The organism is Microbacterium sp. SORGH_AS_0862, assembly GCF_030818795.1.
Taxonomy (GTDB): Bacteria; Actinomycetota; Actinomycetes; order Actinomycetales; family Microbacteriaceae; genus Microbacterium.
The window spans coordinates 794,176-808,561 of the sequence record NZ_JAUTAY010000001.1; the positions used below are offsets into that span (position 1 = coordinate 794,176).

Here is a 14,386-nt window from a genome sequence, read left to right on the forward strand (position 1 = left end):
GACGAACGCCCTCGATCAGCGACCGAGCGGCCGGCCGCCGCGAGGCTCAGCTTGCGCGCCGGCGCGAGCGCAAGACGAGCGCAGCCGCCCCCAGCAGCGTGAGCGCGACGGCGGCACCGAGGCCGCCGTACGGCGCTTCGGTTCCGGTCGCCGCGAGCGTGCCCGCTGCCACGATGCGCACCGGAGCCCAGCCGATCAGAGTGCCGTCCGCCGCGTAGACGACAAGGCGGTGCTCGCCGAGTGGCGCGTCGGCGGGGATGCGCGCGCGGACGGCGCCCGCCGCATCCACCGTGCCCGCGGCGATCCGCTGCGGCGTGGAGTACAGCCACACCTCGACGGCGGCGCCCGCATGCCGGACGCCCACCGACACCGTCACCATCGCGCCGCGCTCGACGCGCTCCGGGGCGCTCACGCCGCCACGGTTTTCGGGCGAAAGCGCGTCACCGGGGAGAGGCGTGACGCCGACACCCGGCGAGCCGCCACCCGTTCCCGGAAGACCCGGCTGCGCGCCCGGGCCACCTGGCTCGGTCCCGGGATTGCCCGGCTCGGTCGGTTCCGGACCGCCCGGGAGCGAGCCCATACACAACGCCTCGACGGCGAACCCGTCGGCGAACCAGTACGCCGGCCGCATGCCGCCGAGGGAGAGGGATGCCGGGGCGGTCGCGAAACCCTCGTTGTTCAGGTCGGGCATGCCCGCCGGGCGGGCCACGTGCGCCACCGACGGCGAAGCCGTCCCGTTGAGCGTGATCTGCGCCGCGGTGCCGCCGCAGCCGTTGTCGCAGACGGCCCACAGCACGCCGAGCACGGTGTCGTAGTCGAGCGCCATGACGCCCGGCAGGCCCGGGTCGAGCGTCGCCACGAGGTGGGCCTCACCTCCGGGCAGCAGCGCGAGGGCGTGCACGAGCCCGGTGTCCTCGACGGCGACGAAGAACAACCCGTCGCCGTGCCCGGGGTACAGCGCGGGATCGTAGGCGACACCTGTCGTGCTGACGAGGGCGCCCGCGAGGTCATCGTCCGACACCCACTCCACGGCCTCGAGCCCGACGTTCGCGGCCACGGCGCCCAGGCCCGGGACCACGTCGTTGAGCTCCCACTGCGCGCTCGCGACCACATCCGGCCCGGGTGCTGCGGGATCGACCTGCAGGATCGTGTTTCGGTTGACGCCCTTGGCCGCGTTGTCGCGCTCGGAAGCGAGGAAGACCCGTCCCGATCCGTCGACCGTGATGCCCTCGGCATCGGGGCCCGCCTTCTCGGGCGAGCCGGCATCCGCGATGAATCGCGCCCGCTTGCCCTGATCCCAGCCGGGCGCGAACGACGTGGTGCCGTCGGCCGCGATCGCGAGCTTCCAGAACGTGCCGGTGCCGTTGTCGACGGCCCAGAGGAAGGCCCCGTCGGCAGTGTCCTGGACGTCGAGGCCAGAGCTGTCCTCGAGGAAGGTCGGGGCAGGATCCAGCACGCGGACCTCCGCGGAGCCGGGCCACGCTCCGACAGGAAGCGCACCGGGGCACAGGTTCGACGCCCCCTTCGTGGGCTCGGATGTGGTGGCGAAGGCGCCCGTCGCATCGGGGCAGCGTCCCCAGGTGGTCGCCGCGTGCCCAGCTCCCCAGCTCGTCTCGTCGATGAGTGCGGCGCCGTCGAACAGGCGCACCCGGTCGCCGCCGCCCAGACCGAAGCCGAGCTGCTCGCGGTCGATCACGAGATAGCCCCCCGCGGCGATCGAGCGTCCTGCAGGCAGCGCATAAGCGTGGGCATCGTCGTCATCCTTCACGACGATCCCGCTCACGTCGAGCGGTGCATCGGTCGGGTTGACGAGCTCGATCCAGTCATCCGGGGCGCCGCCGTCCGACTCCACCTCGTTGATGCGCACCGGGTTGCCGCATGCGTTGGGCGACCCCTTGGTCGAAGTGGAGACGTCGACCAAGTCCCCTGTGCCCTCGGGGCAGCGAGCGAGCACACCGTCGGCGTGCGCGGCGTACACGTGCTCGTCGACCGTGAGCCCGGAGGCATCCCGCAGCGTGACCGTGTCGCCGTTGCCGAGCCCGAAGACGAAGTCGCGGCCACCGTCGAAGACGAACCGTGCGCCTGCCGCCAGCACCGTGCCCACCGGCAGCGGCGTCGCCTCGCCGGCGTGGCCGACCGGGTCGTTGTCCATGACACTCCAGCCCGAGATGTCGACCGGCGACGCCGCATGGTTGATGATCTCGACCCAGTCGGTCGCATCGCCGTTCGACTCGATCTCGTTGATCGCCACATCCGGCATGACGCAGGAATTGGTCGCGCCCGGAGTCGGGTGTGCGAGCACGAAATCTGCATCGCCACCGGCGCAGCGGGCCAGGGTCGCATCCGCCTCCGAGCCGTTCAGCGCTGCGTGGCCCTGCCATGCCCCGGTGCGATCGACGAGTGACCCGGCGGGGTCGAACAGACGGATCTCGTCGGTGCTGCCGATCCCGATCGCTGTGCCGAAGGCCGCGGCGGCCCCGCCGACCACACCGACGGTGCCCGCGTCCACCACGGCGAACTGTCCGGCCGCGATCACGGTTCCGGGCGTGAAACGCCAGCTGTGATCGTCGGAGTTGTCGCGCAACTCATAGCCCGAGATGTCGAGGTCTCTCTCGCCCGCGTTGGTGAGTTCCACCCAGTCGGCCGGAGACGAGTCCACCTCGCTCAGCCGAACCGAGCCGGGGATCGCCGGTACCACGACGTCGTTGGCGGCACCCCTGGTCGGCTGCGCCGTGACGCCCCACCCCGACGAGAGGACCCCGTATGTCGTGGGGGCATGGCTGCTCCACGCCCGTTCGTCGACGAGGGCTCCCGTCGCGTCGAACAGACGCACCGCGTCGTCCTTCCCGAGTCCGAAGTCGAACTGGCCGGCGCCGCCCTTGAGCTCGTCGATGACGAGGAATGCTCCGGGCGCCAGGCTCGTTCCCGTCGGGATCACCCAGACGTTCTCGTCCTTGTTGTCCTTGACGCTCCAGCCGTCGAGCTCGACGGCCGTCGAACCGGCGTTGAAGAACTCGATCCAGTCGCCCGGCGTTCCGCCGTCGGACTCGACCTCATTGATACGGATGCTTGCTTCGGCGGCGACGGCGGCGGACGGCGCGGCGATCAGGACGGTCGCGGCGAGCGCGCCGGCCGCGGCCGCAGCGAGGAGTGGGGACAGGCGGGACATGGCTCTCCTGGGGCAGGGTGCGGGTCACCCCAGGTCATCGAGAGCAGATGGCGCCAGAGGGCACGGTCGGCGACGGGCCGGTGAACACGGGGTGTCCACTTGCCCCGGCGCCCGCGTCGCTCAGGCCACGCGCGTGCCCGGCGGCAGCGACCGCGCCGGCGTCCGTGTCCGGCGATAACCGCCCCAGAAGAGCAGACCCGCAACCACCAGCTGGACGCCGAGGCCCACGAACCAGCTGGGCGCGAGCCCCGCCGTCTGCTCCTGGGTGCTCGGGTAGGGCTGCTCCGGGTTCTCGCAGCCGTCGTTGCGCACCTCGGTCTCCGGCGGGATCTGCGCGAGCCGCACGCCCGAGGCGATCTGGCCGAAGAGGTCCTGCGTGTACCCGTTGCGGTCGTAGACCGTCGGGGTCGCGTCGGCGATCACGACGAACGGGTTGGCGGCGAAAACCCACCACACCCGGTCGAAGCGCGGCACCTCGGTCGTGTACGTCTCCCACGGGCTGCACGAGAGGACCCCGCCGCTCATGTCGTACTCCATGCCCCATCGGGATGAGGTCGTCACCTCGGTGCGGGTGGAGATGCCGCCGAGGCCGAAAACGATGAGGGTCCCGACCACGAACGCGGCCATGACGAGATAGGTCGATGCGACGGAGAACAGGGGACGCGCCAGCAGGGCACTGAGTCCCACTCCGATCGCGGCGAAGATGCCGATCTCCAGGATCAGCACCAGCAGCGACACGGCGAGGGATGCGGGCGCGACGCCGCCGGCGATCGTCGCGGCGATGAGGAACGGCACGGCGACGGCGAGGAACGCGAGCCCGGTGACCCAGGCGGCGAGGAGCTTTCCGAAGACGATCTCGGCCGTGGTGGCCCGCGTCACCTGGACGGCCGCGAGGGTCGCCGACTCCCGGTCGCCGTTCACGGCGTTGCCCGCGACCGTCGGCGCCACCAGCAGCACCAGCAGCAGCACCATGTAGACGATGACCGAGTAGATCGCGCCTCCAGGCCCGTCGGTGCCCGACCACATCCCGAAGGCCACGAAGGAGAGGACGGTCACGCCGAGCAGGATGACGGCGAACACGCCCAGCAGCACGTACCAGGCCACCGACCGCACTCGCTGGGTCAGCTCCAGGACGGTGATCGTCCACAGTCTCGACGCGTTCACGCGCCCTCCTCCTCGGATGCGGGGGCGACCACTCGCCGGGTCGGAGGTCCATGAACGCCTGTTCGAGACGCCCGACGGCCGGAGCGAACTCGGTGACCGCGATGCCGGCATCCAGGATCGCCCGGAGCCCGTGGGCGGCGTCCGCCTCTCCGGCGAACCCGACGACGAAGGCGTCGCGGTCCCGGCCGATGTCCTGCGGGCGGCGCCCGAGCGCCGCGGCGAACGCGACGGGTGTCGGCGGCTCCCCCCACACGCGCAGCCGCCACGGACGCACCGCCGCCGACGCGCTCGGCGCGGCGACGGAGGTGCCGTCGCGCAGGAAGACGGCGTCGTCGACGAGTTCCTCGAGCTCGGCCAGGACGTGACTCGACACGAGCACGGTGCGCCCCGCAGCGGCGAAACCGCGCAGCAGCCGGCGCAGATCGATGCGCGCCTGCGGATCCAGTCCGGAAGCCGGCTCGTCCAGAAGGAGCACCTGCGGGTCGTGCACCAGGGCCCGGGCGAGACCGAGGCGCTGCTTCTGTCCGCGCGAGAGCACCCGGGCCGGTGCGCCCGCAAGCGGCCCCAGACCGACGTGGTCGAGGAGGGCGTCGGCGCGCGCGCCCGCATCCGCCTTCGTCATCCCGTAGAGCCGCCCGGTCATGACGAGCGTCTCCCGCGCCGTCAGCGCACCCCACGCGCCAAGCGCGTCCGGCATCCAGCCGAGGATGCTCCTCGCGGCCGCGGGATCCTCGACGGGATCGACGCCGTGGATGCTGATCGTGCCGGAATCGGGACGCAACAGCGACGCGAGCATGAGCAGCAGCGTGGTCTTGCCGGCTCCGTTCGGGCCGACGAGCCCGGTCACGCGCCCCGGCTCGGCGACGAACGTGGCGCCCCTCACCGCCTGGACCTGGCCGAAGGAACGGGTGACGTCACTCGCGACGATGCCGGTCGAGGTCATGCTCCGACACTACGGGGCGGTCGAACCCGCCCGCACGCGTGTCAGCGGAAGAAGGCGACACCGAGATCGGCGTGATCAACGAAGACGCCGTCGAGACCCGCCTGGCGCAACAGCTCCCACTCGCCCTCGTAGTCGCCGAAACGCGCCGGTTCGCTGCCGACGCGGAACTGCCGCGCGAGGAAACGGTTCTCCGGTCGGGCCGTCCAGGTGAACACCCGCAGACCGCGCTGCTGCGCCTCCGCCACTACCGGCGCGGGCCGGGTGATGCGTCCCAGGGCGTTGGGTACGAGGATCAGCTTCTTGTCGAGACTGATGCCGTCGAACCTGCCGACGAGGGCGTCGAGTCCTCGCGCTGAGACGATGTCGCGGTAGGTCGGCGCGTCGAGCCCGCGGGAGACGAGCAGGTCGACGGGCGAGCCCTGGGCCTCGATCAGGTGGATGTAGGTGCCGGGAACGCCCCGCTCGCGGAGCGTGGTGAGCACGGTCGGCTCGAAGGACTCGAAGGTCAGGGGTGCGCCCGCATCCAGCCAGCCCGCCTGTTTCAGGTCGTGTTCGAGGAGCGGGACGAGATCGAGCCCGATCGCCTGGAAGTAGGCGGCGTGCTTGATCTCGAGGACGAGGCCGATCGGTCGCGATGCCGCGCCGATGATCCCGAGCAGATCGACCAATCGCAGGATCGGCTCCGAGCCGTCGTGCGCTGCGCTCTGCGCTCGGATGAGAGGCAGTCGCTCACGACAGCGCAGGGTCGACAGTTCGTCCCACGTGAAGTCCTCGGTGAACCAACCGGTCATCGAGTGACCGGCGAACTGCTTCGTGCGCTTCAGATGGGCGAACTCGGCACGGTCCGCGACGTCCGTGGTGTCGGAGATCTCGTTCTCGTGGCGGATCACCAGCACGCCGTCCCGCGTGGCGACCACATCCGGCTCCAGCGCATCGACCCCCTGGGCGATGGCGAGTTCGTAGGACGAACGGGTGTGCTCGGGCAGATAGCCGGGTGCACCGCGGTGGCCGATCACGAGAGGAGACATCGCGCCCAGGCTAACCGCATCCGCTCGCCTCGGACGCCGACAGCGACGTGCTCGTGTCCGGCTCAAAGTTCACTCACAGCGATACCCTCCCCACCCGCGGAAACACTGGGATATCGTGGGTCCTGCGGCACCGTGCCGCCACCTGACACTGGAGTGTGACCCTGCCGATGGCTTCGTCCAACCCCGCGTTCAACAACCCTGCATTCCAGGACCCGCGTGCCGTCAAGAGCTACCCCGGTGGCTCCAACGCGGCGGGGATCGGTCTGACGCCGCCCCCCGCATCGACGGTGACGCCCGGTCAGCAGGCCGGCCTCGAGGGTGCGTTCGCGGCCCCGCCGGCCGGCGCCGCCGACACCGGCCGCATGACGGTCGAGGACACCGTCCACAAGACGGCGGCGCTGTTCGCCGTGCTCCTGATCGGCGCTGTGGCCGGCTGGTTCGTGACCCTCGGCGGCACGCTGCTGCCGCGTGAGGCCACGACCCTCGTGGTGGCGCCGATGATTCTCGGTGCGCTCGTCGGCTTCGTGCTCTCGCTCGTGATCATCTTCACGTCGCGCAAGAAGGTGCGCCCGGCGCTCATCTTCGCGTACGCCGCGTTCGAGGGGATCTTCGTCGGCGCCATCTCCGCGTTCTTCGAGGTGCAGTGGCCCGGCATCGTCATCCAGGCCACCCTCGCGACCGTCGCCGTCGTCGGTGTGACCCTGGCCCTCTTCGCGAGCGGCAAGATCCGCGCATCCAAGCGCGCGACGAAGATCTTCCTCATCGCGATGGTCGGCTACCTCGTGTTCAGCCTGCTGAACGTCGTGCTGATGCTCTTCGGCGTCTTCCCCGCCGGCCAGATGTTCGGCCTGCGCAGCCAGCTGATCTTCGGCGTCCCGCTCGGACTGATCCTGGGTGTGTTCGTCGTGATCCTCGCCGCCTACTCGCTGGTGCTCGACTTCGACTCGATCCAGCAGGGCGTTCGCAACGGCGCCCCCCGCCAGTTCGCCTGGATGGGCGGATTCGGCATCATGGTGACGGTCGTCTGGCTGTACCTGGAGATCCTTCGCATGATCGCGATCCTCCGAGGCAACAACTAGCGCTTCCGCGCATCGAAGGGCCGCCCCTCGGGGCGGCCCTTCGTCGTTGGAGGCTCTGTTCGCCTGTCACAGATCGCGCCGCCCGCGTCTATCTGTGACAGGCGAAGTGGGACGAACGAAGCTCACCTGTCTCAGATCGCGCCATCCGCGTCGATCTGTGACAGGCGAAGCGGGGTGGCGGAGGGCGCCGCGACGGCCGGGCAGGTCAGCGCGGCGCGAGGATGCGGCGGACGAGGCCGGCCAGGGCGTCGCGGATGCGGGACGGGGCGAAGTCGCCGGCACGCTCGAGGGCGATCCGCGCCGCGCGCTCGCGTGCGACCGGGTCCTGCAGCAGCTCGACGACCGCATCCGCGAACGCGTTCTCGTCGCCGTCCGGCACGAGCACGCCGCCGCCGGTGCCGAGCTGGTCGCGCGGGCCGTACCGCACGTCGTATGACACCACCGGGACGCCGCGGCTCATGGCCTCGAGCGCGGCGAGTCCCTGCCCCTCGAACGCCGTCGTCTGCACCATGAGCGCCGCGCCGTCGAACAGCGCCGGACCCGCATCGCTGCGCCCCTCGAGCGTGACGGATGCGGCCAGCCCGCGCTCATCGATCAGGCGCTGCAGATCGTCGCGGAGCGCCCCGTCGCCCCAGATCTCGAGCCGGGCATCCGGGACGGCGGCGACCACGCGCCGCCATGCCCGGATCGCGTGATCGATGCGCTTGCCCGGGGCGAGACGCCCGAGCAGGACGACGCGGTGCGGGTCGGTCGGTGCCGGCTCGTCGACGGCGGAAGGCGCCGCGTTCGGCAGCACGGTCGCCCCCGGATGCGCGCCGAACCGCGCTTCGGCGTCGGCGCGCTGCTGCTCGGTCGGCCACAGGACGGCGTCGAAGCGCCCCGCGACGGCGAACCACCGGCGCCAGAGGTCGTTGACCGGCGCATCCGGACCATAGGGCGGGGAGAGGTGCGTCGTATGGATCGTGTGCACGATCTTCACACCCTGCGGGACATCCTCCGCGAGAAGCTCACCGAGCTGACGCGACTCGCAGAAGAGGACGACCGGCTCCGCGAGAGAGGCGACGACATGGGCGAGCCACGCACGGTACAGGCCGCCGAAGCCGGGCAGGATGCGGTCGCCGTCGGGCGCGTGGACGACGACCGCCGCGTTCGTGAGGTGCCAGTCCGGATCTCCGTGGATCACCGGCAGCGCGAGGAGCGGTCGGCCCGCCGCATCCGGGACCTCGCGGTACTCGACTCCCGCCGTGGCCGTGCCGGGTATCGCGGCGGCGATCAGCCAGCCGGGATCGGTGGCCGCGTCGTCGAAGAGGTTGCGGAACGCATCGACGGATGCGGCGGCGCCGACGGCGACGAACGCCTCGCGGTGAGCCGCGTGGTCGGTCGCCGTTCCGGGGTCGACGCTGAGCAGGTGGACCTGGGCTCCCGCGTCGGCGAGGAGCCGCGCGCGCTGGAGCGTCGCGACCGTGTAGCCACCGTCGAGCCCGGGAATGAGCCGCGAGGTGAGCACGAGCGCGGTCACGCCCTCGAGCGTCTCGCTCACGAGGCGATCACTTCTCTCGATACCTCGAGGGAGAGAGCGCCCCCGAGCTCACTCCCACTCGATGGTCCCCGGGGGCTTGGACGTGACATCGAGAACCACGCGGTTCACGTCGCGCACCTCGTTCGTGATGCGGTTCGAGATCTTCGACAGGACGTCGTACGGCAGACGCGTCCAGTCCGCCGTCATGGCGTCCTCGCTGGAGACGGGGCGCAGCACGATCGGATGCCCGTAGGTGCGTCCGTCGCCCTGGACGCCGACCGAACGCACGTCGGCCAGCAGCACGACCGGACACTGCCAGATCTCGCCGTCGAGGCCCGCCTTGGTCAGCTCTGCACGCGCGATGGCGTCGGCGTCCCGCAGAATCTCGAGGCGGTCAGCGGTGACCTCGCCCACGATGCGGATGCCGAGGCCGGGGCCCGGAAAGGGCTGGCGCGCCACGATCGCCTCGGGAAGTCCGAGGTCACGGCCGATCTGGCGCACCTCGTCCTTGAACAGGGTGCGCAGCGGCTCGATGAGCTCGAACTGCAGGTCTTCCGGCAGGCCGCCCACGTTGTGGTGGCTCTTGATGTTGGCCGTGCCCGTACCGCCGCCCGACTCGACGACGTCGGGGTAGAGCGTGCCCTGCACGAGGAAGCGGATCGGCTCGCCGTCGGCGGCCGCCTCGGCGACGAGGTCGCGCTCGGCCGTCTCGAAGGCGCGGATGAACTCGCGCCCGATGATCTTCCGCTTCTGCTCGGGGTCGCTCACGCCCTCGAGGGCGGAGAGGAACTGCTCGCGGGCATCGATCGTGATCAGGCGCACACCGGTCGAGGCGACGTAGTCGTTCTCGACCTGCTCCCGCTCACCCTTTCGCAGCAGTCCGTGATCGACGAAGATCGCCGTGAGCTTGTCGCCCACGGCCTTGTGCACGAGCGCCGTCGACACCGCTGAGTCGACACCGCCGGACAGCGCCGAGATGACCCGGCCCTCGCCGACCTGCGCACGGATCTTCTCGACCTGCTCGGCGATGACGTTGCCGCTGTTCCAGTCGGCGCCCAGACCCGCGGCCTTGTGGAGGAAGTTCTCGAGCACGGTCTGGCCGTAGTCGGAGTGCTTGACCTCGGGGTGCCACTGCACACCGTAGAAACGACGCGTGTCGTTCGCGAAGGCGGCGACCGGCGTCGCCGCGGTGCGCGCGAGCACGTCGAAGCCCTCGGGGGCGCGGGAGACCTGGTCGCCGTGGCTCATCCAGACGTTCTGCTCGGCAGGGGTGCCGTCGAGCAGCGTCCCCTCCGTGACGATCGTCGCGTCGGTCGCGCCGTACTCGCGCAGCCCCGTGTTCGCGACCTCGCCGCCGAGTGCCTGCGCCATGACCTGGAAGCCGTAGCAGATGCCGAGCGTGGGCACGCCCAGATCGAAGACCTCCGTGTCCAGTGCCGGCGCGCCGTCCTCATACACCGACGAGGGCCCGCCGGAGAGGATGATGCCGACCGGGTTTTTCGCCGCGATGTCTGCGGCGGATGCGGTGTGCGGGACGATCTCGCTGTAGACGCCGGCTTCGCGCACGCGGCGGGCGATCAACTGCGCGTACTGGGCGCCGAAATCGACGACCAGGACGGGACGCTGGGAGGTATCGGTCTGCTCGGTCAACGGCTGCTCTCTGTCGCGTCGGCGGATGCGGGACGGGCCTCGGCGGCTTCACGGACCGCGAGGTAGCGCTTGACGTCACGGGCGACGATCGCCTCCATGACGAAGGAGAGGAAGGGCACGACACCACCCGCGGCGAGCAGCAGCAGACGCCACAGCGGCCAGCGCATGAGGCTCCACACGCGGAAGCAGGCGATGAGGTAGACGACGTAGAACCAGCCGTGCACGATGAGGATGCCCAGCGACAGATTGACGCCGTCGCCGGTGGAGATCAGGTCGCCCTCGGGACCCGGCACGACGGGTGCGAACCACAGGAATCCGCCCGATCCGCCGAGGAAGAGCTCGACCGCGAGCGACGGCGTGTACTTCAGGATCATCTCGGTGACCAGCAGAAGCAGTCCGATGCCGGTGATCACGGAGCAGATCTGGTAGAACCGCAGCGCCTTGCGGATCGCCGGGAAGGTGGCGAGTTTCGGGGCGGGCATGGCTCCAGTCTAGTCGCGCCGCAGAGCGCTCGCCCGAGCCCCTCGACGCCGCCCTCCCGGACGGAGAGGGCGGCGTCGAGGGGCGGTTCAGTTCTTCGGGAGAGTCACCTGCACAAGGCCCGCGGGGAAGCGCTCACGTGCGGACACATACAGCAGATCGCGCTGCGGATCGATCGAGACACCGTAGACCTTGTTCCCGAACCGATGCGCCGACAGACGGGTGATCAGTGAGAGATCCGGCGCCGCATATACCGTCACGCCCGACTTCTCGAAGAGATCGGTCTGATGCCCGACGATCACCACTCCGTCCGAGACGGCGATCGACCGGTAGTCCGCCGCGCTCACCGCGAGACGGGCGACCAGCTCGTAGTCGGCACCGCTGTACACCCGGATGCCCTCCGTCGAACCCGACGCATCGCTGTTGCTGAGGTAGATCCGACCGGCGGCGGCATCGTAGGCGATGCCGTGGCTACGCCACGCTCCCCCGTCGGTGGGCCCGTCGACCGTGCGGACGAGCGCTCCGGTCGACGCGTCACGCACCTCGAATCCGGTCCCACGCAGCGCGCCGAAGACCCGGCCGCCCGCGGGGTCGATATCGATGCCGCGGACGCCGCCGCCGAAGGCGAAGGGCCCTGCGACCAACGCCCCGGACTGCGCGTCCATGACGAGCCAGTTGCTGCCGTAGGCCACCGTAAGCCTGCCGTTCGCGATGTCGTATGCGAGGTCGCGCATGCCGTCCTCGGCGGGAGCGGCCGTCGGCACCGTGAGCACACGCACGACGGTGTCGTTGGCCGGATCGATGACGTGCACCCGCGCCGGGCGCATCTCATCGGCGACGAACACGTAGCCGGTCGCGGGATCGATCGCGGAGCCGACCGGGCGGATCTCAGGGTCACTGGCCTCAGCGGCGATCGCTCCCAGCGCCTTCGCGGTGTAGGGCTCGACCACCGGCTGGCTCGGCTCGGTCGGCTCGGTCGGCTCGGTCGGTTCCGTCGGCTCGGTCGGTTCCGTCGGCTCGGTCGACTCATCCGGCATCCGGATGCTGACCGTCACGGCCTTCGGCTCGAGTTCCTCGCCCGGCGGGTTCAGACGAAAGTCACGGTTGCTCACGAACACCCGCTCCTTCTTCTCATCCACCGCGATCCCGTATCCGTCCTTTCCGTGCGCAGGCCCCTGCTTGTCGACGAGCAGCGCGCCCGTCGCCAGGCTGTGCACGGAGAACCCGCCACGATCGGCGGCCGTGCCCGTGTAGCCGATGTAGAGCAGCCCATGCGCGCTGTCGATATCGAGCTGGCGGGCGTTGGGGCGCACCTCCTGCTCCCACTTCTTGACGAAGCCGTCGGTCGCATCGAACGCCTGGATGCCCTTCTGCCCCGCGACATCGGTGAAGGACGTCGTGACGAGCCAGCCGGAGCCCGGGTCCGCCGCGACGTAGTACGCGTCCGCGGTCCCGTTGACCACACCGAGCGACACACCGGTCGATGCGCGGAAGACCTCGACACCTCGAGCGGGAACAGCCGCATAGACGTAGTCGTTCACCGGGTCGATGTCGATCGAACGGTTCGACTCGATGATCGGATACGGGCCGCGCTTGACCTGCCCGAAGTCGGCGTTCGCGATCGACACGACCACCCAGTTCCGGTTCTGCTGGCCCACATACAGCAACTGGTTCTGCTCGTCGATGCCCAGATCGCGCACGTTCTCCGGAACCGTGAACTCACGCAGCACCGCATCCGTGTCGGGATCGATCTCGAAGATCTTCCGACTGTTCTGATCCCCCAGATAGAGCACATCCCGCGACTGGTCGAACACGACACCGGCGGGCAGAGCCGCCGTATGCGCCCCTCCCACACTGTTTGGCATGACAGCGTCCAGCAGAGCAGTCTGCTCGTAGTCGAAGGTCCCCACCGGATCCGTGGGCTCCGTCGGCTCACCGGGACCGGGATCGGGGTTCGGGTTGCAGCCGAGGCACGGAGCAGGAGTGCCGGGATCGATCTCCTGCGGGGCCACACCATCGACGACGAGCTTCGCACCTCCGCTCTTGGTGATCGTGAACCCGTCGAAGAACTCGCCGTCGGCGGTGCGGGACTCGAAGCGGAGCGTGCCACTGCTCACATCGATGAGCTGGTAGGTCTGCATGCCCGACTCCAGTCGACGCAGATGCCCGGCGTTCTCGTTCCAGTGGCGAGGGCCTGCGTCGTAGAACTTCGACCCGACGCTCGACGTGACGTACACCGGCCCGGTCGAACTCATCGTCGCATCGGCTCCGGCCGGCAGATTCTGCTCGTTGACGAGCAGATTTCCCCTGCCGTAAGCGTGGTCATGCCCGGTCAGGACGAGATCCACGTTGTGGGACTCGAGGATCGGACCCCACGACTGACGGATACCGAGGTTGTTGCGTCCCTCATCGAGCGAGTACACGGGGTGATGGAAGTAGACCACGGTCCACTGGTTCGGGTTCTCGCTGAGCACACCCTCGAGCCACTCGCCCTGTACCCGGAGCCCCTCGGTGTCCGCGACATTGCTGTTGAGCGAGATGAAGCGCACACCCTGATGGTCGGTGTAGTAGACCGTACCGTCGAGTTGGTCGTACAGCGCACCCTCGCCCTCCGGACCGTTGTCCGGGTAGGTGAGCATCGTGTCCCACTGCGGCGACAGCCCACCCTCGTACTCGTGGTTGCCGGGCGTCGTCAGCAGCTGCTGCGTTCCCAGGCCGTACGAGAACGCGTCGTACAGCTCGCCCCATTGCTCATCGGACGCGGCGTCGTTGACGAGATCGCCGACCTGCACCACGAGGTCGGCGTTGGGCCGGTCGCGGAAGGCATTGCGGATGACGCGCGAGGCGTCCGCGCGGATGCCGTTCTGCACGTCACCGAGGTAGACGAACGAGAAGCGGTCGGCACCCGCGGATGCGGTCTGGAAGTCCTGCCACTCGCTGAAGTTCGTGCCGTCGCCGACCCGGTACTGGTACGCGACGCTGGGCTGCAGCCCCGAGATCGTGGCGGTGTGCACGACGTTCGTGTATCCGAGGTCGGCTGCCTGTTCGACTCGCTGTTGCGCGTTGAGCACCGTGACGCCGCTCGGATACGGGGTCGGGATGAGGTTGCGGTACTCGACGACGCCCTGTGTCACGGCGGTCGAGGACCGCCACGACACGACCTGCTGCGTGGTGGGGTCGGCACCCGGAACCAGCGTGATGCGATCGGGCACCCGCGAGGGGGCGTAGTGCGCCGCGGCGGACACGGTGGCCGCTGTGGCGGGGGCGGCCGCAGCCACCACTCCGCCGGTCGCGATCACACCGAACGCGAGACCGGCGGCGAGGACGCGCCCGGCAGTACGGAGGCGAGCCATG

8 protein-coding genes and 1 pseudogene are annotated in these 14,386 nt (G+C 69.9%); 1 reads left to right on the plus strand and 8 read right to left on the minus strand.

Annotated elements, in window-relative coordinates; genetic code table 11:
* Positions 1-46: 46 nt before the first annotated feature.
* The 4 genes and pseudogenes from QE377_RS03725 to QE377_RS03740 all read right to left on the minus strand — a co-directional run bounded on the left by QE377_RS03725 (position 47) and on the right by QE377_RS03740 (position 6,304).
* A complete protein-coding gene (locus QE377_RS03725) occupies positions 47-3,169 on the minus strand; it encodes a lamin tail domain-containing protein (RefSeq protein WP_307319775.1) in 3,123 nt (1,040 codons plus the stop codon).
* 120 nt (positions 3,170-3,289) lie between these two features.
* Positions 3,290-4,333 (minus strand): ABC transporter permease, encoded by a 1,044-nt coding sequence (locus QE377_RS03730; protein ID WP_307319777.1) that lies wholly within the window; start codon positions 4,331-4,333, stop codon positions 3,290-3,292.
* A gap of 43 nt (positions 4,334-4,376) precedes the next feature.
* A pseudogene (locus QE377_RS03735) lies at positions 4,377-5,276 on the minus strand (ABC transporter ATP-binding protein); the annotation flags it as partial.
* A 41-nt stretch (positions 5,277-5,317) separates the two neighbouring features.
* Entirely contained in the window at positions 5,318-6,304 is a 987-nt protein-coding gene (locus QE377_RS03740; RefSeq protein ID WP_307319779.1) for a glycerophosphodiester phosphodiesterase family protein, read from the minus strand.
* 167 nt (positions 6,305-6,471) lie between these two features.
* Here QE377_RS03740 and QE377_RS03745 point away from each other — a divergent pair, with 167 nt between their 5' ends.
* Positions 6,472-7,383 carry a Bax inhibitor-1/YccA family protein gene (locus tag QE377_RS03745; RefSeq protein ID WP_307319780.1) on the plus strand — a complete coding sequence of 304 codons (912 nt, stop codon included), beginning with the start codon at positions 6,472-6,474 and terminating at the stop codon, positions 7,381-7,383.
* Between the two features lie 205 nt (positions 7,384-7,588).
* On the opposite strand, the gene QE377_RS03750 is transcribed toward QE377_RS03745, so the two are convergent.
* The 4 genes from QE377_RS03750 to QE377_RS03765 form a co-directional block, all read right to left on the minus strand.
* Positions 7,589-8,923 (minus strand): glycosyltransferase, encoded by a 1,335-nt coding sequence (locus tag QE377_RS03750; protein ID WP_307319781.1) that lies wholly within the window; start codon positions 8,921-8,923, stop codon positions 7,589-7,591.
* A 48-nt stretch (positions 8,924-8,971) separates the two neighbouring features.
* On the minus strand, positions 8,972-10,552 hold the full coding sequence (gene guaA / locus QE377_RS03755) for a glutamine-hydrolyzing GMP synthase (protein ID WP_307319782.1): 1,581 nt from the start codon (positions 10,550-10,552) through the stop codon (positions 8,972-8,974).
* A complete protein-coding gene (locus tag QE377_RS03760) occupies positions 10,549-11,034 on the minus strand; it encodes a DUF3817 domain-containing protein (protein ID WP_307319784.1) in 486 nt (161 codons plus the stop codon). The genes guaA and QE377_RS03760 overlap by 4 nt, the downstream gene beginning before the upstream one ends.
* A gap of 87 nt (positions 11,035-11,121) precedes the next feature.
* Complete coding sequence (locus tag QE377_RS03765) at positions 11,122-14,385, minus strand: metallophosphoesterase (protein ID WP_307319785.1); 3,264 nt, start codon at positions 14,383-14,385, stop codon at positions 11,122-11,124.
* Position 14,386 lies beyond the last annotated feature (1 nt).